The organism is Idiomarina fontislapidosi (genome assembly GCF_003226255.1).
Taxonomy (GTDB): domain Bacteria; phylum Pseudomonadota; class Gammaproteobacteria; order Enterobacterales; family Alteromonadaceae; genus Idiomarina; species Idiomarina fontislapidosi.
In genome coordinates this window covers 25911-48018 of record NZ_QJST01000007.1, presented here as the reverse complement: position 1 = coordinate 48018, position 22108 = coordinate 25911, and the positions used below count along the sequence as shown (strand labels likewise).

General features: G+C 47.5%; 24 protein-coding genes and 1 other RNA gene. 6 read left to right on the top strand and 19 right to left on the bottom strand.

The features are described 5' to 3' along the window. Positions 1–76 precede the first annotated feature (76 nt). From adk to DFP83_RS08355, 13 genes are all read right to left on the bottom strand, one after another. Positions 77–721, bottom strand: coding sequence for an adenylate kinase (gene adk / locus DFP83_RS08415; RefSeq protein WP_110574771.1), 645 nt, complete (start codon positions 719–721; stop codon positions 77–79). Positions 722–838: 117 nt separating this feature from the next. After that, on the bottom strand, positions 839–2755 hold the full coding sequence (gene htpG, locus DFP83_RS08410; RefSeq protein ID WP_110574769.1) for a molecular chaperone HtpG: 1917 nt from the start codon (positions 2753–2755) through the stop codon (positions 839–841). Between the two features lie 68 nt (positions 2756–2823). Next, on the bottom strand, positions 2824–3432 hold the full coding sequence (gene recR / locus DFP83_RS08405; protein WP_110574767.1) for a recombination mediator RecR: 609 nt from the start codon (positions 3430–3432) through the stop codon (positions 2824–2826). 9 nt (positions 3433–3441) lie between these two features. Next, on the bottom strand, positions 3442–3768 hold the full coding sequence (locus DFP83_RS08400; protein WP_110574765.1) for a YbaB/EbfC family nucleoid-associated protein: 327 nt from the start codon (positions 3766–3768) through the stop codon (positions 3442–3444). A 24-nt stretch (positions 3769–3792) separates the two neighbouring features. Further along, positions 3793–5697, bottom strand: a complete 1905-nt coding sequence (gene dnaX, locus DFP83_RS08395; RefSeq protein WP_110574763.1) for a DNA polymerase III subunit gamma/tau — start codon at positions 5695–5697, stop codon at positions 3793–3795. Between the two features lie 18 nt (positions 5698–5715). After that, the gene (locus DFP83_RS08390; RefSeq protein ID WP_110574761.1) at positions 5716–6246 is read right to left on the bottom strand and encodes an adenine phosphoribosyltransferase; all 531 of its coding nucleotides are present in this window, start codon (positions 6244–6246) and stop codon (positions 5716–5718) included. A gap of 8 nt (positions 6247–6254) precedes the next feature. Next, positions 6255–6632 (bottom strand): response regulator, encoded by a 378-nt coding sequence (locus DFP83_RS08385; protein ID WP_110574759.1) that lies wholly within the window; start codon positions 6630–6632, stop codon positions 6255–6257. Between the two features lie 285 nt (positions 6633–6917). Further along, the gene (locus DFP83_RS08380; protein ID WP_110574758.1) at positions 6918–8210 is read right to left on the bottom strand and encodes a tetratricopeptide repeat protein; all 1293 of its coding nucleotides are present in this window, start codon (positions 8208–8210) and stop codon (positions 6918–6920) included. Between the two features lie 3 nt (positions 8211–8213). Further along, positions 8214–8828, bottom strand: a complete 615-nt coding sequence (locus DFP83_RS08375; protein WP_110574756.1) for an energy transducer TonB — start codon at positions 8826–8828, stop codon at positions 8214–8216. Position 8829: 1 nt separating this feature from the next. Further along, on the bottom strand, positions 8830–9231 hold the full coding sequence (locus DFP83_RS08370; RefSeq protein WP_006956494.1) for an ExbD/TolR family protein: 402 nt from the start codon (positions 9229–9231) through the stop codon (positions 8830–8832). A 12-nt stretch (positions 9232–9243) separates the two neighbouring features. After that, positions 9244–9768: a MotA/TolQ/ExbB proton channel family protein gene (locus DFP83_RS08365; protein WP_110574754.1), complete on the bottom strand. Its 525-nt coding sequence runs from the start codon at positions 9766–9768 to the stop codon at positions 9244–9246. A gap of 4 nt (positions 9769–9772) precedes the next feature. After that, a complete protein-coding gene (locus DFP83_RS08360; protein WP_110574752.1) occupies positions 9773–11143 on the bottom strand; it encodes a MotA/TolQ/ExbB proton channel family protein in 1371 nt (456 codons plus the stop codon). Beyond that, entirely contained in the window at positions 11140–11928 is a 789-nt protein-coding gene (locus DFP83_RS08355; RefSeq protein WP_110574750.1) for a DUF3450 domain-containing protein, read from the bottom strand. The genes DFP83_RS08360 and DFP83_RS08355 overlap by 4 nt, the downstream gene beginning before the upstream one ends. A gap of 470 nt (positions 11929–12398) precedes the next feature. Between DFP83_RS08355 and priC the strand changes: the two genes are divergently transcribed. Beyond that, positions 12399–12911, top strand: a complete 513-nt coding sequence (priC, locus tag DFP83_RS08350; RefSeq protein WP_110574748.1) for a primosomal replication protein PriC — start codon at positions 12399–12401, stop codon at positions 12909–12911. 2 nt (positions 12912–12913) lie between these two features. Beyond that, positions 12914–13825, top strand: coding sequence for a histone deacetylase family protein (locus DFP83_RS08345; protein ID WP_110574746.1), 912 nt, complete (start codon positions 12914–12916; stop codon positions 13823–13825). A gap of 13 nt (positions 13826–13838) precedes the next feature. On the opposite strand, the gene ffs is transcribed toward DFP83_RS08345, so the two are convergent. The 3 genes from ffs to DFP83_RS08330 form a co-directional block, all read right to left on the bottom strand. Next, an RNA gene (ffs, locus tag DFP83_RS08340) (signal recognition particle sRNA small type) lies at positions 13839–13935 on the bottom strand. A gap of 73 nt (positions 13936–14008) precedes the next feature. Continuing rightward, positions 14009–14755 (bottom strand): enoyl-CoA hydratase-related protein, encoded by a 747-nt coding sequence (locus DFP83_RS08335; protein ID WP_110574744.1) that lies wholly within the window; start codon positions 14753–14755, stop codon positions 14009–14011. Between the two features lie 92 nt (positions 14756–14847). Continuing rightward, positions 14848–15936: a ketoacyl-ACP synthase III gene (locus tag DFP83_RS08330; RefSeq protein ID WP_110574941.1), complete on the bottom strand. Its 1089-nt coding sequence runs from the start codon at positions 15934–15936 to the stop codon at positions 14848–14850. Between the two features lie 144 nt (positions 15937–16080). Here DFP83_RS08330 and DFP83_RS08325 point away from each other — a divergent pair, with 144 nt between their 5' ends. The 4 genes from DFP83_RS08325 to DFP83_RS08310 are packed head-to-tail and all read left to right on the top strand — an operon-like array spanning position 16081 to position 19433. Further along, positions 16081–16641, top strand: coding sequence for a YajG family lipoprotein (locus DFP83_RS08325; RefSeq protein ID WP_110574741.1), 561 nt, complete (start codon positions 16081–16083; stop codon positions 16639–16641). Between the two features lie 2 nt (positions 16642–16643). Next, entirely contained in the window at positions 16644–17231 is a 588-nt protein-coding gene (locus DFP83_RS08320) for a peptidylprolyl isomerase (RefSeq protein ID WP_110574739.1), read from the top strand. Then, positions 17228–18553, top strand: a complete 1326-nt coding sequence (locus DFP83_RS08315; RefSeq protein ID WP_110574737.1) for an AmpG family muropeptide MFS transporter — start codon at positions 17228–17230, stop codon at positions 18551–18553. The genes DFP83_RS08320 and DFP83_RS08315 overlap by 4 nt, the downstream gene beginning before the upstream one ends. Further along, a complete protein-coding gene (locus DFP83_RS08310; protein ID WP_157981541.1) occupies positions 18543–19433 on the top strand; it encodes a ketopantoate reductase family protein in 891 nt (296 codons plus the stop codon). The genes DFP83_RS08315 and DFP83_RS08310 overlap by 11 nt, the downstream gene beginning before the upstream one ends. On the opposite strand, the gene ribBA is transcribed toward DFP83_RS08310, so the two are convergent. Genes ribBA through nrdR form a run of 3 tightly spaced genes read right to left on the bottom strand, consistent with a single transcriptional unit; the run spans position 19411 to position 22101 of the window. Continuing rightward, the gene (ribBA, locus tag DFP83_RS08305; protein WP_110574734.1) at positions 19411–20529 is read right to left on the bottom strand and encodes a bifunctional 3,4-dihydroxy-2-butanone-4-phosphate synthase/GTP cyclohydrolase II; all 1119 of its coding nucleotides are present in this window, start codon (positions 20527–20529) and stop codon (positions 19411–19413) included. The two genes, DFP83_RS08310 and ribBA, sit on opposite strands and share 23 nt — an antisense overlap. A gap of 8 nt (positions 20530–20537) precedes the next feature. Further along, a complete protein-coding gene (ribD, locus tag DFP83_RS08300; protein WP_110574732.1) occupies positions 20538–21659 on the bottom strand; it encodes a bifunctional diaminohydroxyphosphoribosylaminopyrimidine deaminase/5-amino-6-(5-phosphoribosylamino)uracil reductase RibD in 1122 nt (373 codons plus the stop codon). Then, positions 21652–22101: a transcriptional regulator NrdR gene (gene nrdR, locus DFP83_RS08295; protein ID WP_110574730.1), complete on the bottom strand. Its 450-nt coding sequence runs from the start codon at positions 22099–22101 to the stop codon at positions 21652–21654. The genes ribD and nrdR overlap by 8 nt, the downstream gene beginning before the upstream one ends. Between the last annotated feature and the right edge of the window lie 7 nt (positions 22102–22108).

Below are 22108 nucleotides of genomic sequence, written 5' to 3'. Positions count from 1 at the left end.
ATTAACTTTATTATGCTGAAAATTAAAAAGGCTCACCTATGGGTGAGCCTTCATCAAAGCCTTACAGTGTACTCAATTATTTGAGTAAAGCACCGAGCTCCTTGCTAACAGCTTCGACTGGCTGAGTTCCATCGATACGATGATACTCGGTGTCGGTTTCTTTTGCGAGTGATTGATAATATTCAACCAAAGGTTCAGTCTGCTCATGATAGACCGCAAGACGCTTACGTACCGTTTGCTCTTGGTCATCCGGACGAATGACTAAGTCGTCACCGGTTTCGTCGTCTTTACCCTCTTCTTTAGGCGGGTTGTGCTTAATATGATATACACGACCTGAGCCAGGGTGCACACGACGACCACTCATACGCTCGACAATAACATCATCCGGCACTGCGAATTCTAATACGTGATCCACTTCGATACCGTTCTCACGCATTGCGTCCGCTTGTGGAATCGTTCGAGGGAAACCGTCGAGCAAGAAACCGTTTTGGCAATCAGGTTCAGCAATCCGCTCTTTTACCAATTCGATAATAATTTCATCCGAGACTAATTGTCCCGCATCCATTACTTGTTTTGCTTTCTTTCCAAGCTCTGAACCGGATTTGATTGCTGCTCTGAGCATATCACCCGTAGAAATCTGTGGGATACCAAAGGTATTCATCAAAAATTGAGCTTGAGTGCCCTTTCCCGCACCCGGAGCGCCGAGCAAAATAATGCGCATAAACAGCCTCGTTTATAATTGTATTCAAGTGTCTGATGGGAACTTTACCCCGATGAGGGCGTTTTTACAAGAAAAGAGGCGCACAGCAAGCGGTTGTTGCTGTGCGCTATAGCGTGATTATGCGTTGAGCATCAGCTTGTTAAGACGTGCAACGAAAGACGCTGGATCTTTAAGGTTTCCGCGCTCTGCAAGGGTCGCTTGATCAAGCAGAACCTGTGCCCACTCAGCAAATTCCTCGTCGTTTTTACCTTGCATTTTTACGACTAAAGGATGATCGGGGTTAACCTCAAAAATATACTTGGTTTCAGGTACTTTTTGACCCGCAGCTTCCATCAGCTTAGCCATTTGCGTGCTCATGTCATGATCATCGGTGATGATGCATGCAGGTGAGTTGGTTAAGCGGTGTGTCACACGCACTTTTTTCACTCGCTCACCCAACGCCTTCTCAAAACGTTCTAATTGCGCTTTAAAGGCTTCTTCTGACTTCTCCTGCTCAGCCTTGTCTTCTTCATCATCCAAGTCACCCAAGTCTAAATCGCCACGCGTAACAGACTGCAACGGTTTTTCCTTGAACTCAGTTAAGTGGCTCATTAACCACTCATCGATGCGCTCCGACAGTAACAGTACCTCGATACCTTTTTTACGGAAGATCTCAAGCGCTGGGTTGTTCTTTGCAGCTTCAAAGCTATCCGCCACAATATAATAGATCTTATCTTGACCTTCTTTCATGCGCTCAAGGTAATCATCGAGGCTCACGTTTTGCGTCTGTTCATCGGTATGAGTCGAAGCAAAACGCAATAATTCTGCGATACGCTCACGGTTACCGCTGTCTTCTGCTGGGCCTTCTTTCAATACGTTACCAAAGGTATCCCAGAAGCCTTGATATTGCTCTGCATCGTCTTTAGCCAGCTTCTTCAACATTTGTAGTACTTTCTTGGTACTACCATTCCGCATTGAGCGAGTAATCTTATTGTCTTGTAAGATTTCACGCGATACGTTTAGAGGCAAGTCATTGGTATCAATAAGCCCCTTAACAAAACGCAAATACGTCGGCATTAATTGCTCAGCGTCATCCATAATAAAGACACGCTTAACGTAGAGTTTTACGCCTTGCTGTTGTTCACGGTTCCAAAGATCCCATGGCGCGCGCTTAGGCACATACAGAAGACTGGTGTACTCATGGGTACCCTCGACTTTGTTGTGGCTCCACAACAGCGGATCGTCAAAATCATGCGCAACCGTTTTATAAAACTCTTTGTATTCCTCATCACTGATATCGGCTTTATCGCGCGTCCACAGCGCTTGCCCAGAATTCACGGTTTCCCAACGAGCATCTTGTGCTGGCGTAATCACCTCGCCATCATCATTTTTCTGCTCTTCAACCGCTTCTTTCCACATCTGTACAGGAATACTCAGATGTTCCGAATATTTATTAATCACACCGCGGATACGAAAATCGTCTAGGAACTCGTCTGCATCATCTTTTAAGCGCAAAATGATATCCGTGCCACGTTGCGACTTCTGCGTATCAGCAACTTCGAATTCGCCCTCACCTTTAGAGTTCCACTCGACGCCGTTTTCTGCAGGCTCATAAGCAGAACGTGTGCGTACGGTCACTTCATCCGCAACGATAAACGCCGAATAAAAGCCCACGCCAAATTGTCCGATTAACTTACTGTCTTTCGCTTCATCACCCGACAACTGGCCGAAAAACTCAGCGGTGCCTGATTTAGCGATAGTACCTAAGTTAGTCATCACTTCGTCGCGTGTCATACCGATACCGTTATCACTGATAGTCAGTGTACGGTTCTCTTTATCGATCGTAATGCGCACGCGCAGATCGCCATCGTCGCCATACAGCGAATTATCGCTGAGCGCCTTAAAGCGAAGCTTATCGGCTGCGTCGGACGCATTTGAAACGAGCTCACGTAAGAAGATTTCTTTGTTTGAATATAGAGAATGGATCATTAAGTTAAGCAACTGCTTAACTTCTGTTTGAAATCCATGTTTTTGCGTTTGAGCGGCTTCCGCCATAATTGTGTTCTCCTACTTCAACCACCTATTCATGTCAGAAATGGGGGCGATGTAGGCGATTTCAAGCGTTAACCAAACTTTTTACGTCCCGTGAACGCATGTCCAAGTGTTGCCTGGTCAACATAACCAAGCTCGCCACCGACGGGCACACCGTGCGCTATACGCGATGTATTTACATTAAGAGATTCGGCGATATCGGCTATGTAGTGAGCCGTGGCGTCGCCTTCAACGGTAGGATTAGTCGCTAAAATGATTTCTTCAATCACAGCGCTTTTGAGCTGTGCTTCGAGTTCATCTAAGCCAATATCTTCAGGTCCGATGCCATCTAACGGCGACAAGTGACCCATTAACACAAAATAACGCCCTTTAAACTGCGAGGTTTGTTCGATTGCGAGGACATCGGCAGGTGTCTCGACAACACATAAGGTGCCCTGTTCACTGCGCGCTGGATTTGCGCAAATGCGGCACAGAGGTTCCTCTGTCAAGGTTCTACACTGTTTACAATGACCCACACGCTCAACAGCGTGATGTAGGGAATCAGCCAAGCGCTGTGCACCCTCGCGATCGCGCTCCAATAAATAAAACGCCATACGTTGCGCGGTTTTCTTACCTACTCCGGGTAGACGTTTTAAGTCGTCTACTAGACGGTCAATCGCAGGGCTGATTCCTTCGCTCATAAGGGTCGCTTAAAATGGCATCTTAAAACCAGGAGGTAAGCCCATACCACCGGTAATGTCAGCCATACGCTCTTTGCTGGTCTCTTCGACACGACGAACAGCGTCATTGGTTGCGGCGGCGATCAAGTCTTCAAGCATTTCTTTATCGTCGTCCATTAGGCTCTCATCAATCTCAACTCGCTTGATGTTGTGATTGCCCAACATAGTAATTTTAACCAAACCAGCGCCTGATTCACCGGTGACTTCTAGCTCAGCGATCTCTTTTTGAGCTTGTTGCATGCGCTCTTGCATTTGCTGCGCCTGCTTCATCATATTTCCCATACCACCTTTAAACATGGCCATATCCTCTATTGCTAAATTTTATCGTGCGCTGATAGACGTTTCGTCGATCACCGCTTCAAATGTATTTACTAATTCGTTAAAGCCTGTATCAGTCTTTAGCCACTGCTTAGCCTGCTCTAATCGGTACTGATCAATTGCCTGCTGTATTAGCAGCGGTGTCACCATCTGCTGTGAGCCAATATTAAAGCTATACTCGCCTTGCGCAGATAACACATCTGCTAACGCCTGTCGTGCCAATGTAACCGTTTTTTCACTCAGCAAACTCTGTTGCTCTTCGGTGACCCAAATACACCATTGCTGATGCCCCACTTTCTCTAAAACCGAGTTTAACAACAGTTGCCGCGTTAACCCTTGCACATCGGTTGCGTCTACTAATGCAGACCAACTGTCGACATCCGCTGCGCGTCGTGTCGAACCGTCAAACTTTTGCTGTATCTCGGCTAAATTGGTTGCGACTTTACCCGCTGTATTGAGCGTCGCTTTCGGCTGTTCCTGACTTACTAAATGAGGTTCATCCGCAGCTGTTTCAACGTCTATTTCAGAATTTTTTTTTTCAGTCTGCTGACTATTGCCTGACAAATCCTGTCGCATATTCAGTAGTGATGTCAGACTATCGTCAGGAGAAGCAGTCGGGCGCTGCTGTTCAGCTTGCGCTTCGATATCGCGTTGCTGAGCTATCAAAGTCGCCTCATCATCAACTGGGTCTACATCATCTTGCTGATCGTATGCGACTGATGTTGGTGCCGGTTCGGAGGGCTCTGGCGCCGACTCATCCTGCGCTGCCATCATATCGAGTTCGGATGTTGGCGGCTGTTCGTCCATATCTGAATGAGCGTCACCGCTCGCAAAGGTGAAAGACAACAATCGTAGCAACGTCATTTCAACGGCACTTTGCGGATCAACGGCGAAAGGCGCTTCCTTTTTGCCTTCGATAATTATCCGATAATAGAGCTGCAGTACTTCGGCAGGCAGTTTGCGCAAAAGAGTCTGAGTTGTTTTAGTTTTATCTTCAGCGCCCATCATTGCAGGAATCTGTTGAACTAATGCTAGGCGGTGAATGACACGCTGGAGCTCATTAAGAATCATCAACGGATCGGGTACCAGCCCCTTAAGTTCTTCATACTTAGCAAAGACCGTCCCATTATCACCATCGGCGAGCGCATCGAGCAACGGGTGTACTCGCGCATCTGCAAGGTGACCCAACATGCGTTGCACTGAATCAGTTTTAACCTCGCCTTGTCCTTGCGCGATTGCTTGATCAGTTAAACTCAACGCATCACGCATACTTCCTTTGGCCGATTGCGCGAGCAATGTAAGTGCCTGCTTATCGTATACGACTTTTTCTTGGCCTAGTACGTGAGCGAGTTGACCGACAATTTGCTCGCGATCGAGCGCGCGTAAATTAAACTGCAAGCATCGCGAGACAACGGTAATAGGTAATTTCTGAGGATCGGTTGTAGCGAGCAGGAATTTTACATGTTCGGGCGGTTCTTCGAGCGTTTTTAATAACGCATTAAAACTGTGACGCGACAACATGTGTACTTCATCGATTAAGTACACTTTGTAGCGACCACGGGTTGGACGATATTGGACATTATCCAGCAATTCACGTGTATCTTCGACTTTTGTACGTGATGCAGCATCGACCTCTATCAGATCGACAAATCGGCCTTGTTCAATTTCTTGGCAGCTTTGACATTCACCACAGGGGTGCGCGCTCACACCTTGTTCGCAATTGAGTGCCTTAGCGAGGATACGCGCAATGGTTGTCTTTCCCACACCGCGCGTACCAGTAAATAAGTAGGCGTGATGTAAACGCTGTTGCTCAAGCGCATGAAATAAAGGCTCCAACACATGCTGTTGACCGACGACCTGGTCAAACTGCATCGGACGCCATTTTCTCGCAAGCACTTGATAAGCCATTAACAGCCTCTTATTTGATTAGAAACGACACAAGGTATAGCACGATATGCCGAGTTCTCGCAATTTTTGTTCACCTGGCAGGTCATCAAGTGTGATAACAAATGCGGCTTCAACCAGTTCTGCTTGTGTGCGAGACAAAAGTTTAGCAGCCGCGGCAACGGTGCCACCGGTCGCTAGCAAGTCATCAATCAATACAACACGTTGCGGTTGCGTAAATGCTGTTTCCTGCAACTCAAGTGAATCTTCACCGTACTCTAACGCATAGCGCTCTGTCACAACCGGTCCCGGCAATTTTCCCGGTTTGCGCAATAATGTGAGACCGCATCCCAGTCGCTGCGCGAGTGCAGCACCAAAAATAAAGCCGCGTGCTTCGACCGCTGCAATCTGGTCAATGCCTTCGGCCTCGTAACGCTGTGCAAAAGCTTCGATGGTTGCGTTAAACGCCGTCGCAGATTGAAGTAACGGTGAAATGTCTCGAAATATAATTCCAGGTTTGGGGTAGTCTGGAATCGCTCGAATGCTATCTCGGATAGTATTTATCAAATCCATAGATATCCTTAAGCAACGGAACGCTTAGTATAGTAAGTTACAACATCGCTCAAGAATTCCGATTCAAGCGGTTTACTTAAGCAACGGGTGGCACCATTTTTCAGTGCTATCGGCTCAATCTCAGTGACATCTTGCGTCGTAACAAACAGTATCGGTGTGTAATGATAGTGCTCGAGCTGACGTAGATTTTTGAGTAATGTGAGACCATCCATGAGTGGCATTTTATGATCGACGATCATCAAATCAAAGACGCCTTCTTTGGCCTGCTTTAAACCGTCAAGTCCGTCGTTCGCAAACACCAAATTGATATCCAAGTGAGACAAGCTACTTGCGATATCAGCTCGTGTGTTGGCGTTGTCGTCGACCACGAGCGTTGAAATTGTCATAACATTAAAGTCCTTGTGCAGAACGCACGTTTCGCTTATGCGCTAATTAATTGGACAAAGCGCAAAACAAGTGGGAGACATCCCGCAAACACGAAGAGTAAAACAGCGATAAGCAGAAATTTACCGCTTGAAGGATCTTTGTAATTGTTACTGCCCATGAGAATTCCTCCGTAAAAAGTCGACGCAGATCATACTCGAAAACAGGCCGTTATAAAAGTACGAGACGTTGTAAATTAAAGGCAAAAAAAAGCCCCGCTTGAGCGGGGCTTTAGCAAAGCATTCGCTTTATAGATCAACACCTTTGCGTTTAGCCGTTGACTGGATATAACCTTTCCAGCTACGTGCACTACGACGTTGGTTGTCAAATTTAGCCGCTTCGTTTACATACGTTAATGCCTGACGATAGTCGCCACCGTAGAAGAAAGCTTCTGCTAGTGACATATAGATACGACCCTTGTCATCGCCTTCCGCTAAATCCAATGCGTTTTTAAGCGGTGTGGTCGCAGCTACGTACTGTTCGTTCTGAACCAACAAGTTACCTTGCTTGCGCAAATACTCGCCCTTGTCGTCACGGTCATCCGTAAGCTCAGCAGCTTTACCGTACCACTTCGCTGCATCAGAGAGTTCTTTAGCGCGGTGGAAACTATTTGCTGCTGTCGAGTAGTTCTTAGCTGTACCCTCAACATCGCCTGACTCAATGTGTTTAAGCATTGTTGTCGCGGCTTTGTAAGGAATACCCTCATTATCGTAGAGTTGAACCAACAATTTAAATTGGTTTTCCTCTTTTAAATAACCCGCTAAGTATGCAACTTCCATCGTTTGTAATGCTTTAGGCAGGTTTTCCTTAAGCATGTACATTTGTGCAAGTTGCGGCCACCATGCAATTGTTTCCGGCAGTACGTTTAAGCCTTCTTCAATTGTAGCGATGGCTTTATCGTACATCTTACGCTCAAAGTAAGAGGCCATCAGTAGCGTGTAGTAGTCCTTTTTAGGCTCATCCGCATACTTCAATGCCGCTTGTGCGAAAGGTACGATTTCAGCGAACTCTTTCTGTTGATAATAAGCGTTAGCTACATAGAACAACGCCTGAGGATCCATCTCGCCGGTGAACTCAAACCATTTCTTTAAATATTCAACTGATTGTGAGTACTTCTCGACTTGAAGGCTTAACTGACCTACCAATTTGAGCACGGCCGCTTGGTCGTTCCAACCAAGAACATCTTGGTCTGCCGCGTTTTTCAACATCGGCAATGCTTCGTCAGTACGTTCTGCTTGCGCATACAATGTACCTAGAAAGCGGCTCAAATAAGCACGGTCATAACCTTCTGCATCGGGCAATTCTTCCTCAAGAAGGCTGATTGCTTCTTGCAACTGCTCTTGCTCATACAACTCGAACGCATCCATGATCGCTCGACCAACGCGTTGAGACGCGACTTGGTTCTTGCGAGCTTTCTTCTGCGCTTCAACGGTTTCTTTACTCGGCAAGTCAAGACCAAGGTCTTGTGCAGCTACCGGAGCGGTAGCTACAACCAAGCCAAAAGCAAGGGCAGTAACAAATGTCTTCATTACAGTTTTCATTTCTTATTGCCCATCCATGTTGAAGTCGAGCTGAACAGTCATACCTTCCTGACGAACAGGCGTACCATCTACGACCTTCGGCTTATACTTCCAACGCAATAATGCGCGGCGTGCTTCACGGTCGAACACTCGACGAGGTTCTGAGTCAATTACTTCAACGTCGGTCACACCACCTTGCTCGTCGATAGTGAATCTCAGTTGAACCCAACCTTCGGTGCCATTACGGGCAGCTGACGGTGGATAACGAGGTTCAATTCGAACGATTGGCGTAGCGTCACCATCTTGATTTAACAAGTTGCCGGGGCCTGACAAACCAGTGTCAGCACCACCTACATCGACGTCGAAGCCCATGTTCATATTCATACCACCTGCATCTGACGTGTCAGGTTCAGATTGCGGCGTCTCAGGCGGAGCCTGAGGCGGCGGTGGCGGCGGCGGAGGTGTTCTCCGGCGCTCTTGAACGTCGGACTCTGGCGGCGACGTTACGATGTCAATGACCGGAGTGGGAGGCGGAGCTTCGTTACTCTTAGCCCCCCCACCGATTAAGTAAGCCATAAAAGCAAACAAAGCAAACGTAACGGCCGCACCTAGTATTAAAGATACTAAAAAGCGCACCATATTAGTTAGTCTCCGCTGCTATGGATATCTTATCGATACCCGCTTCCTTAACCTGGTCCATGACTTCTACAACACGACCATGCTCAGCTTTTTTGTCTGCCTGAATAACCACTAAGTCAGTAGGTTGCTCAGCAAGCATACGCTCAAGGTTTGCTGCCACGCGTTCTACGTCAACTTGACGCTTATCCATCCAGACCTCACCTGTATCGCGAATCGCGATAAAGATGTTAGCTGAAGGCTCCTTGTTGGCCTGGTTTGCTTCAGGTTTGTTCACCTGAATACCAGCCTCTTTAACGAAAGAGGTTGTTACGATGAAGAAGATCAACATGATGAATACGATGTCCAGCATCGGCGTCATGTCAATCGCTGCATCTTCCTCTTCACGAATACGATTTCTTGCCATAGTAATACTCTCTTAGTGATGTGGCAGACTGTCGACCAAGTTCTGCTTAGCGCGACGTACACGACTCTCGAGTCGGGTCGCAAAGAACATACCGGATAACGCTGCAACCATACCCGCCATTGTCGGAATTGTTGCCATCGAGATACCCGACGCCATAAGACGAGGGTTACCGGTACCTTGCACTGCCATGATCTCGAATACGGTAATCATACCGGTTACTGTACCGAGCAGTCCCACTAGAGGACAAAGTGCAACGCAAGTCTTAATCAACAGAATACGTGCATTCAATTTATCGTTCGCTTCGGAAATCCATGCTTCGCGGATTCTATGTGCGTACCATGAGGTGGTATCTTTACGAGCGTCCCAACGTGCGATTATATCTTTACGCAGTTTCGGGAATGAACTCGTTAAGTACCAATAACGCTCAATCATCAGTACCCACATTAGAAAGAGTACCCCCATGACGACGTATAACACGTCGCCACCGGTCGCAATAAAATCCCTGATAGATTCCCATAGTTCCATCAGGTAAAGCATGAACTTACTCCTTCTCCGAGTGAGCCGCTACAATGCCTGCAGCCTGCTCATCCAACAAGTGAACAATTGATTTACTACGTGAAGCCACAATACTGTGAGCCAAAATCAATGGAATCGCTGCGATTAGACCCATAGCTGTTGTTACCAACGCCATTGAGATGTCGCCTGCCATGATTTTCGGGTCACCTGTACCGAACAATGTGATTGATTGGAACGTACCAATCATACCCACAACAGTACCCAAGAGACCAAGTAATGGTGCGATTGCTGCGAAGATTTTCACAACGTTGATGCCGCTTTCGATCTTCGGCGTCTCACGCATGATTGCTTCGTCAAGTTTCAGCTCGAGGTTTTCAGCATCAGCAGTCTTGTTCTCATGATAAACTTTCAATACGCGACCCAGTGGGTTCTTGTCTGAAGGGTTATCGATGTTCTTAAGCTGCGAGCGCATCTTGCCACCAACAACAGTCAAAGTTACAAGCTTGAATACTGAGATGATCAAACCAATGATAAGTACCACAGTGATTACATAACCTACTGTGCCACCTTGGTGATAACGCTCAGTCAAGGTTGCTTTCTGAGTCAATAGACCCAAGATCTGACCTTTAGACGGATCTAAGTAAACGCCGCCGTAGCCACTTTCGATATCAGTGAAGGTGTCAGCTTGGCTAGTGATAAAGCCATCTGGTTGACGACCTAACGGCTGAATCTGCTCAGTTGAGTCGTTGTAAGTCAAGTACTGGTCATCTGAAATCAGGTTAAATACACCTACACGAGTTACAGTACGTTGCTCTGAACCACCCGCTAAGCTAAATACTTCTGCGTCAAACTGAACAACTTTGCCTGATTGAACCATTTCGGTTAACAATGCAGTCCAAAGATCTTCAAGTTCAGACAATGTAGGAAGCTCTTTCGCTTCAGACAAGCTCTGAAGGACGTCTTCACGACCTGGGTATTGAGCGCTTACGATTGACGTTGCGATACGACCGATAGTCTCGGTTGCAGCACCACGTACAACACCGAACATCTCACCCAACGTACCTTTAGCATTCTCAAGCTCTTGCTCTTTGTTTGCTAAAGTGATTTCGTTTTCTGAGAATTGGTTTTGCAAACGCTTACCGCGTGCTTGCTCGTCCGACAGCTGTTGCTTAGCTTTGTTCAACAACGCTTGTTTATCAGCACGCGCTGACATGAACTCTTGCTCACGCTCTTCGCTGATTTGACGAGAAGAAATACGATTTTTCTCAACCAATTGAAGCAGTTCGTCTAAGCTCTTTGCTTCTGGCTGGTTGTCTTGTGCTTGAGCAGCGAGAGTCGTACCTGCAGAAAGGGTGACTGCTGCTGCAATCATTAAAGAACTGACTAATTTTTTCATTCTGCACTCTCCGCTGCGAATACTGGAAGTTTCACCAGATCGTAAGCAGTTTGCTTACGTGACATACGAATCGCTGTGGTAAGAGGATTCACGAACTCGTCTTCCAACTTAGTCCACTCGTTAGAGTCTTTGTTGTACAACCACGCATTTTTCAAGTCTAAAGACTGTGCTGCGAAGACAACGCGACCCATGTGGAAAAAGTCTACGGCAACTTCTTCACCGTCGACGTTCAGGTTACCCTGATAAGCGTTAAGCATTTGTCCGTAGTCCATCTCTGCTTGGTAAGCTTCGATGATTTGACGGAACTGCTCAGACGTAGAGACGTTCGCGTTACCCATGATATCGCGAAGACGTTCAACGCGCTCTAAACGCTTTTCTTTGTGAATTGGAATATCGAGCTGTACGAATTCTTCCAACGCGTCGATCATTTCATACATCAAAGGAACCACGCCTTGCTTGGTTTCTTCAATGGTGTCGATCTGACGCTGAAGTGAATCGATGTTCGACTGCTGGTCAGCAACCAAACGAGCCACGTGGTCGTTGTAGACCTTGAGGTTCTCGTATTCAGCAACAACAGAGCGATACTCAATCAACAAATCTTGGCTTTGCTCATACAGAGAATCAATCTTTTTCTGTGATTGCTCTTGTGCATTCAAGATCTGCTGCTCTTCTTTCTGTAGCTTAGCTACATCAACTTGCTGTGCAGCAGCAACGCTGGTGCCAGCAACCGCCATTGCGCCCATAAGGGCTGCGGCGAGTTTGGTTCTCTTGATTACTTTGGTCATAGTTCCCAACCAATTTGAATTAACTTCCGCTCCAACGTTAAATAACGTGAAACACCAGTTTATTGAGTGACGAAAAGATTAAATTCTATCCGCGTACGCAACCATAAAAAGCGCGTACATTCACAGGAATATTCCCACGATGACCATACGCTGTCAACCTGATGAAACAGCGTTAACTGCGTTATGATAGCCGTGCGACGCTTATCCATGTTACCAACGGAATTCATTTCCAGCCGCTACGAGCGGTAACTTCCTGTCAATCAAGTGTTCAGCTTATTCACTATTAATATAGAGTTTTATTTAGCTGAACCCTATCTCGCATAGTATCACTTTTTGATCGACGAACAACACTCGGTTACAAATTTCAACGTTATTTAAACAATTTAACCCGTTCGGTCTCTCTATTGTTAAAAAGCATACTCACTTAAATTTAGGTAGAATGCTGAAAAACCGCAACATTACGGCACATTATGGCGACTACATCTTTGCAACAATTTAAAAGCACTTTGGCGCTATTACGGCAGCGTGCGCAAGCATTTGATCAGCAAAAAAAGAATAAACGCTTTGCAGAGCAATGGTTTGCGGAGAACCTGTTCACCACAAGGTCGCATTTCGCCGAAGCCTACATTGATGAAACTGAGCAATTAGTTAATAAGTTACTAACAACTCGGGATAACGAGAGAAAGCAGTATTTAGCACAACGAATTAGCGAACAGGTACTTTCTTTGAGTTCGCTGCTACAAAATAGTCGACCGCCTGACGCTGAATTTGACCAACGCGCTCACCAAGAGGTCAAGCACGGTCACCTGCATCGCACTTTAGCGAAATATAGACAGTATGAGGTACGCCTACAAAATAAAGTGGACGGCTTCCAGAAAGCGGGCGACCTCACACAAGCCCAAGCATATCAGAAACGTTTGAGCCGCTGCCAAACAGCGATTAATGAGGTTGAAAAACAAATCCAGATAATGGACGAAGGCTAACCATGGTCCCTTTTATTTATGACGCTATCTACAGCGATCTCGACTTACCTGAGCGACACCGTTACCCGATTCAAAAATATCAGTTGCTTTATCAATGGGCATTGGCTCATGGCGCCAATAACGACCAGTTTATCCGACCACAACCACTGACATGGTCTCAGGTATCGATCGCACATAGCGACGAATATATAAATAAGTTGATTAACTATCAATTCGATAAGAAAGAGTGGCGCAAAGTCGGATTTCCTTGGTCAACGCAACTACTGACACGCACACTCACTTCAGCGGGCGGCACATTCGAAACCGTAAAAACCGCATTGCGCAGTGGCATCGCGATTCACTTTTCGGGTGGTTATCACCATGCGCATCATGACTGGGGTAGCGGTTTTTGTTTGATTAACGACTTAGCTATTAGCGCTTTGCTTGCGAGCCAAGAAAATCCTAGCTTAAAGATATTGGTATTTGATACCGATGTGCATCAAGGTGACGGCACTGCAGTACTGCTTAAAGAGCATGCCAATATATTTACCTGCTCAATTCACGGAGAACGAAATTTTCCGTTCACCAAGGCAGAGTCCGATCTCGATATTGCATTGCCCAAGGGCACGCAAGATGCGCACTACCTTGAAGTCGTGCAGCGCACATTAACGTCGCTGGTCAGTGATGTTAAACCCGATCTGATTTTATACGATGCCGGCGTAGACATTTATCGTCGCGATGACTTAGGTCACTTGGATATCTCAATAGAGGGAATTTATGCTCGGGACCACTTTGTTTTAGACTACGCAAAGCAACACGGGATCAGTGTAGCGGCAGTTATAGGCGGAGGCTATCAGCGTAACCTATCGCGCTTGATCCTCGCTCATGCGCAACTACTCAGAGCCAGCCATCATGTATGGGATACAACAGAATAAAGGGGGGTGGCGACCCTACCAGCCACACCTCGGCGCCCACATCCCCGACTACGGCTGCTCCCTTCCGGGCCTGACCGGGTTTGCCAGTTAGTGTCGCGAGGGGACCCGCAGGGTCACCATAACTCGTGAAACGGCATTATCGCGCACTCGGCTAAGGTAAACAAGCCCCAGTGCGCTGACTGCCTAGTTTTTCTTCAGTTTAGCCGCGATTGCTTGCTTTGCTGTATCAGAGCTCAGCGCCTTAGCAAAGTATCCCGCCTCGAGACTGATACGTTCTGACACTGTATCTGATTCAGTTTTTATCAACTTCTTAGAGGTCCGTAATGCATTTCGTGACTGTTTTACTAAATGCGAAACCACCTGTTCAACGCGCTGATCCAAGTCATTCGCTGACGCTACCTCATTCACTAAACCATAGTGATGTGCCTTATCGGATGAGAACGTGTCGCCCAACAAGAGCAGTTCGGAGGCACGTTGGTGTCCCATAATACGTGGCAACAACAGGCTAGAGCCCGCCTCAGGTAATAGTCCGAGCTGTACGAAAGGCAACGCAAAGATCGCATTATCCGCGCTATACACTAGGTCGCAATGAAGCAACAAGGTTGTGCCAATACCGATTGCTAAACCATTGACTTTGGCAACAATGGTCACATTGACTTTGTTCAATAAGTGCAGGAATTTAAATGGAGGCGCGGTCTCGTCCAATGACTCAATAGCAAGAAAGTCATTCAAATCATTACCCGCAGAGAAACTATCTCCGCTTCCCTCAAATACCACGACTTTGATGCTTTCGTCTTCGTCGGCCGCTTTGAGTGCCGCCGTTGCTTCCGAGTACATTTGTTGGGTAAAGGCATTCTTCTTGTCGGGTCGATTGAGCCTTATGGTAACGACGCTGGGCTTTTTATCGATAATTATATGTTGTTCTGTCATAAAAAAAGTCTCATGAAACTGGTTGTACCACTCTCACGAGACTATCAGCTTTTCAGCACAAGATCAGCGCTATTTCAGTTCAATGGATGAAATTACTTTTCTCGCTTAGCCCAAGCCGCTGCGGTTTTTTCATGCATCGGCACAATCATATCCAGTGCGCTCAGCTCACTCGGCTCAAGTTCAAACGTGGGTGGGTTGACCGGTGTAACTCGCTGTCCCCAACGAATCAAGCCCGCGCCACAAGTCAGACCGCCACCAAACACCGCTGACACGATGGTGTCACCCGGTTTAACTGTGCCGTTTTCTACCGCTTCACAAAACGCGATGGGCAACGTTGCCGAAGATGTATTGCCGTAGTTTTGAATATTAATTACGGTTTTCTCAGAAGGTACTTTACATAACTTCGCAAGGTAATCGATTAAACGTTTATTCGCTTGATGCGGAATCAAGGCATCGACGTCTTCGGTGCTTAAGCCCGTTTGCTCAAATACCTTTTCGACCGCCGCATTCATTCCCTTCACTGCCCGCTTAAAGATCTCTTGACCAACAAAGTCGAACTGCATAATGCCGTCAAACCCAAAACGGTCAAAGCTCAAACCAAAGTCGAGACTCAATACATCGCGCGCATCGGCATCACAGCTAATGTGGCTAGCGAGTAATCCAACTTCTTCGTCGCTGGCTTCTAACACCATCGCGCCAGCACCATCACCAAACAGCACCGCACTCTCACGTTTGGTCCAGTCCAAAATACGCGTTAAGCGTTCAGCACCGATCAGCAAGACTTTCTTGTGCGCACCGGTTTGAATGGCTTGCGTAGCGACATGCATGGCATATAAAAAGCTGCTGCAAGCCGCGTTTAAATCAAAGGCTGCTGCATTGGGTGCACCGATATTTTGTTGCACGGCTGATGCCACGTTCGGGATAACTTCATCGGGGGTACAGGTGCCAACGATAATCAGATCGATTTCTTCAGCATCTAACCCAGCGGCAGCTAACGCGTTCTGAGCAGCAACCGTCGCCAGCTTAGATGTTCCGACATGACTGACGCGTCGCTCTGAAATTCCAGTTCGCGTGACAATCCACTCATCCGAGGTATCTAAAAATGTAGCCAAGTCGTCATTCGTCATGACTGCTGGCGGTAAGCACTTTCCCCATCCTGTAATTTCTGCGTATTTTTTCACGACAAAACCTTTAACTTCATTGACAACGCGTTGCCTCGACACCGTATCGCTTTGCTGAATATCAGTAAAGCATTTTTGCAAGGCATAATTTTACCGTATGATAGCATGAAACTGTGTTACGTGAATGAATAAAACGAGGAAGCCATGCGTCACTTAATAAAGCTCACAGCACTCTCGGCCGTTGCATTGATGACTATCAGTGGATGTTCGACGATTGACTCCGATCTTATTGTTGAACCACCGACAATCACATCACAACTTTCAGGCAGCGTGTCACGCCTCAGTGTGCAAGATAAGCGCCCCCACAGCTATTTATACCGGCACATCGACCGAGACACACAAAAAGCTAATGCGTTTTCGGCGCTGTCACAGCCGTTAAACGAGATCGTCAAGCAAGCATTTCAGCAGTCGGGAATTGTGAGCGGACAAGGCGATTTGAACTGGTACGTATCGGTTAATAAGGCAGTCGTGGAACACACCGAAACGGCGTTGAAATATCAACTGGATTATCAATTAAATATCCGTGTAGAAGCACAACGCATGAATCGGTCGTTTGCTCGTACATTTACTGGAACCAGTACCTCGGAAGGTGTCTCTAATCCAGACGAAGCGACTATAGAGAGAGAGTTTAAACGGCTATTACAACAAGTACTCAATGATGTAGCTAATGATCCCCAGTTACGTTTGATGGATCCCCGAGGTTAACTATGAAAATCATTATTGCGTTTCTCGCCTGCTTCTTCGTGCTAGTCAATCCAACTGCTCAAGCACAAGTGCAACCGGACAACCCGTTCCCAAAAGTTATTTTTGTGACTTCTGAGGGGAACATAACGGTTGAACTTAACCGCGAAGCGGCCCCCATTACCGTAGCTAACTTCCTTCGTTATGTAGCGAAGGCACAATACAACGAGACAATTTTTCATCGGTTGGTGCCTGGTTTCGTCATTCAAGGTGGTGGCTATGATGCCGACTTTTCGGACAAGCCGAGCTTTGAGACTATCGTGAACGAAGCGGGTAACGGCCTCTTGAATAGCTACGGCACTATTGCCATGGCACGCGAACGTAAGCCACATACCGCAACTCGGCAGTTCTACTTTAATCTAAATGATAATACCTCGTTAGATCCCGATGATGGTGACTGGGGTTATACCGTGTTCGGACGTATTACTACAGGTTTGGACGTGCTGGAGAAGCTAGCGGCGCTAGAATCGTTGCCATTTGACGAAAAAACCGGATGGCGTGATGTGCCGGCCACCCCGCCCGTGTTAAAGCGCGTTGAAATTGTGCCGCAATGAGCGAGCAACACACGTTAATAACTGACCTCAAGGTATATCGCCAGCCGCGTGTGATAGCGCTCTTTTTCTTAGCGCTATCAAGCGGCTTCCCTTGGGTCATGATTGGCTCTGCCCTATCAGCATGGCTGCAAGAAGCAGGGCTCAGTCGCTCTGTTATTGGCTATTTTGGCGCTGTGTTCGCGGTATACTCCGTTAATTTCCTTTGGTCGCCTATCGTCGACAGTGTCAAACTGCCCCTTCTCCATCGCTGGCTTGGCCAACGCAGAAGTTGGATTGTACTCTGCCAAGTAACCATTGCAGCGCTGTGTATTTTTATATCAACATTGTCGATTGCAGATAACTTACACTTAGTCGGTATCACCGCCTTACTCATCGCGGTCAGTTCTGCTACCCAAGATATCGCCATTGATGCGTACCGAATAGAAACCTTTTCTGAGTCTGAGGGCCGTATGCAAAGCGCGGGAGCGGCTATGGCAACATCGGGCTGGTGGAGTGGCTACGCGGGGCTAGGTGCCATCCCATTTCTACTCGTCGATGGTACAACATGGCAGTGGCAAGATGCCTATATTGTGCTTGCGGCACTGATGCTTGCGCTAGCAACAGTGACGTTAGTGCTTAAACCAGCGCGCTACACCCAAGTCAAAGCCGAAACAATCGCAACCTTATCCCTTGTCAAGCGTGTCAGTACCGTCATTGTTGAACCGATTAGCTCTTTCTTTAAACGCAATGGCGTCAAACTCGCAATGCAGATCTTATTATTTGTTTTTCTGTTTAAAATAGGCGAGGCCTTTTTAGGGCGTATGTCCATCGTGTTCTACAAAGAAATCGGTTTTTCGAACGAGCAAATTGGCACCTATTCAAAATTGGTAACCTGGTGGATAACCATTATATTTTCGCTACTCGGAGGGTTGGTTACCCTACGTATTGGGCAATTCAAAGGGTTGCTTATCGCCGGTATTGCTATGGCAGGCTCAAATCTGATGTTTGCTTGGATAGCCAATGTCGGTCCAAGCGAACACTTATTTCTAGCGGCAGTGCTGGTCGATGGCTTTACCAGCGCGTGGTCAACAGTTGCATTCGTCGGCTTCATCAGCTTCTTGTGTGATCGCACATTTACTGCAACCCAATATGCACTGCTCGCCTCATTGAGCACCTTTGGTCGAACGACCCTATCGGCATACAGTGGCGTGTTAGTTGATAAACTTGATGGCAATTGGAGTCTGTTTTTTGTGCTGACCAGTTTAGCGATATTACCGAGCTTATTGCTGCTGGGTTATTTAAAGCGCAGCTACTATGCTCACTGGGGGGCAAATGACCGATAGTCACTCTACGATGCTATTGATGGGCGCGGGCGCTATCGGTCAACTGGTTGCCTATCAGTGGCAACAGGCTAATCTCCCTTTGGTTACTTTACCTCGTAAAAAGTCAGCAACCGACAGTTACCTGCGCTACCAGTTTCGTGGTTATCAATCCAATAAGGTTGAGGCTTGCGCCATCCCTTTCGCCGATCCGAGTGATATAAGCGCGATACACGCAGTGTTTATTGCGGTTAAAACGTACGATCTTGTTAACGTGTTCACAGAGCTGGATCGCATTGAGCTCCCACAACAATATCCCATCATCTGTGCACATAATGGACTTGTCGATTTAACCACCACGCGCCCTTGTTATACATGGATAACGACGCAAGGTGTGACTCGAAGCCCTGAGGTCACAGAGCACAAAGGGTTAGGTGTTGACTGGATCGATAGCGATATAAAAAAACATCGCCTGCTAAGTAAACAATTGCGCACTGCGTTTACACGGCTTGAGTTTGACCCAGATATTAACACTCGGCAGTGGCAGAAGTTCTGTCTAAATTGCGTTATTAATCCGCTAACTGCGGTTCATCAGTGCCTAAATGGTGAGTTGTTGGCACAACAGTACCAACAACAATACCGGCAACTGGTCATCGAGTTGGTGACGTTAAGTGAGGCATTGGGGTATTGGGTGAATGCCGGTGAATTACTATCACTGGTCGAAAGCGTTTGTCAGGCAACGGCTGCAAACCAGTCCTCGATGTTATCGGATGTAAAGGCGAAGCGGAAAACAGAAATCGAGGCGCTCACCGGATACGCATTAAAAAAGGCCGCAGAAGTCGACATCAATATGCCCACTCATGCGGCGCTTTATCAGCAATTTAATCAGCTTTATCTTCGATAAAGTCAATCACTTCGAGCCCGAACCCAGACAGCGCTGAATAGCGTTTAGGTGAACTCAGTAAGTGCATTTGGTGAATACCTAAATCCGCAAGAATTTGTGAACCAACGCCCACATTTCGTGATGCATTAGAGGCTGACGCAGTTGGCTTGTGCTGACCCTGATCCTGCGCTTCAAACTCTTTAACCTGCGCGATAATGTCATCCGGCGTTTGTTGACGACCAATCAGCACTAAAACACCATCATGCTCTGCAATGTATTGCATCGCTTTTGCAATCGGCCAGCTGCGCTTCGCGGCGCGCTCAGTCGATAAAGTATCATGCAGACTATCTTGCAAGTGCACACGTACATTCGTGACTTTATCCGCATTGATGTCACCATGTACTAACGCATGATGAACTTGCTGATCAATAGAGTCTTGATAAGTAATCATCGTGAACTCACCAAAACTGGTAGGAAGCTGGCATTGAGCCACCCGACGAATCGTTTTCTCACGCACAGAGCGATACTCAATCAGATCAGCGATAGTGCCTACTTTGATGTCGTGTGCTTCGGCAAACTTTTCTAAGTCTGCTCGGCGTGCCATGGTGCCATCCTCGTTAAGCACCTCAACAATCACTGCTGCAGGCTCAAAGCCTGCTAGACGCGCGAGGTCACAGCCCGCCTCAGTATGTCCAGCTCGATTGAGTACGCCACCTTGCTTGGCTTTCAACGGAAAGATGTGCCCTGGCATCACTAAGTCTTCCGGTTTGGCATCCCGCGCCACTGCCGCTTTCACGGTTTGTGCACGGTCAGCGGCTGAAATACCCGTGGTGACACCTTCTGCCGCCTCAATCGAAACCGTAAACGCAGTCGAGTAAGGCGCATTATTTCGGTCAACCATCAGCGGTAAATTCAACTGTTTACAACGCTCTTCACTGAGTGTCAGACAAATCAATCCGCGCCCATAGCGTGCCATGAAATTAATCGCTTCCGGTGTAACACAGTCAGCGGCGAGAATCAGATCGCCCTCATTTTCACGATCTTCGTCATCCATTAGGATGACCATTTTACCCTGCTTAATGTCTTCAATAATTTCTTCTGTCGAATGCAATGACATAATAGTTCCTACTTCATTGGCTGAGCGATCACGCGAATATCCTCGCCGACCATTCGGCGCTCCAGCACGTTAAATGAGAGCGCATCCTCTAGTTGAGTCAGTTCACGCAACGCGATCATGCTGCGCGCGTCACTGCCTAATACTTTGTTCGCTTGATAATAGACCAATTCATTGACTAGCTGAGCATCAAAAAGCGCCCCCGCTAACTGACCGCCACATTCAGTCCACACCGAATTGATTTCACGCAATGCAAGTTTTTTTAACGCATCACGCAGATCCACTCGACCATGATTATCGGCTTTTGCAATAATCTCGTGACAGTGATTATGACGCGACGGTGTGCCCTCATGGGTCCGAATAACAAATACAGGGGCATCCACTTCAAATAACCGCAAGTCATCATGAACACGATTCTTGCCATCAATGATGACCCTGACCGGTTGCTTAAAAAACAATGGCAGTTCTACACCTTCAGGCCATTGTTCGGGGCGCACGTTGAGGCGTGGATTATCGGTTAACACGGTATCGGCACCGGTCAATATAGCATCCGCTTGTGCTCGCCAAACCTGCACGTCAGCGCGTGCCGACTCACCTGTAATCCATTGGCTTACGCCGTTATTCAGTGCCGTGCGACCATCCAGTGAACTCGCTAGCTTCACCCGGACAAAGGGCATTTGGGTTTGCATGCGGTGAATAAAGCCAGGGTTGAGCGCACGCGCGGCTGCTTCGAATAAACCCACGCGCACTTCAATATCGGCATCATGCAACTTATGAATTCCTCGCCCTGATACCACGGGGTTTGGATCCTGCATTGCGATGACCACCCGGGCAACCTTGGCTTCGATGAGCGCATCAACACATGGGGGAGTTCGGCCATGATGGCTGCAAGGTTCAAGGGTGACATATGCGGTCGCTTGTTCTGCTAGCGCGCCTGCTTGCTGCAGAGCGAACACTTCAGCATGTGGCTCGCCAGCCTTTTGGTGCCAACCCTCGCCGACAATATGTTCGTCTTTGACGACTACGCAACCGACAGCGGGATTCGGGCCTGTTGTGAAACGCCCTTTTCTTGCCAGTTCTAGTGCGCGATGCATATAACGATGATCGCGCTTGTCTTGTGCCAAACTAATCATTGAGTCGTGCGATCTCCTCACCGAACTCTTTGATATCTTCGAACGAGCGATAAACCGACGCAAACCGCACATAGGCGACCTTGTCGATCTGTTTTAAGTTGTCCATCACCAAGTTACCAATAAAATTGGACGTGATTTCGCGCTCACCCGTAGCTCGAATACTGGATTTAATCTTGTTGACCGCTTGCTCCATTTTCTCGAGGCTTACGGGTCGCTTTTCCAGTGCGCGTAATAATCCGTTACGCAATTTATCTTCGTTAAACGGCTCCCGCCCGCCATCTGATTTGATCACGCGAGGCATCACCAATTCAGCGGTCTCAAAAGTAGTGAAACGCTCGCGGCAGTGGCTACATTCGCGACGTCTGCGCACCGAAGCACCATCTCCTACTAACCGCGAATCAATGACCTTGGTATCTTGTGTTCCGCAGAATGGACAGTGCATGGCGCGC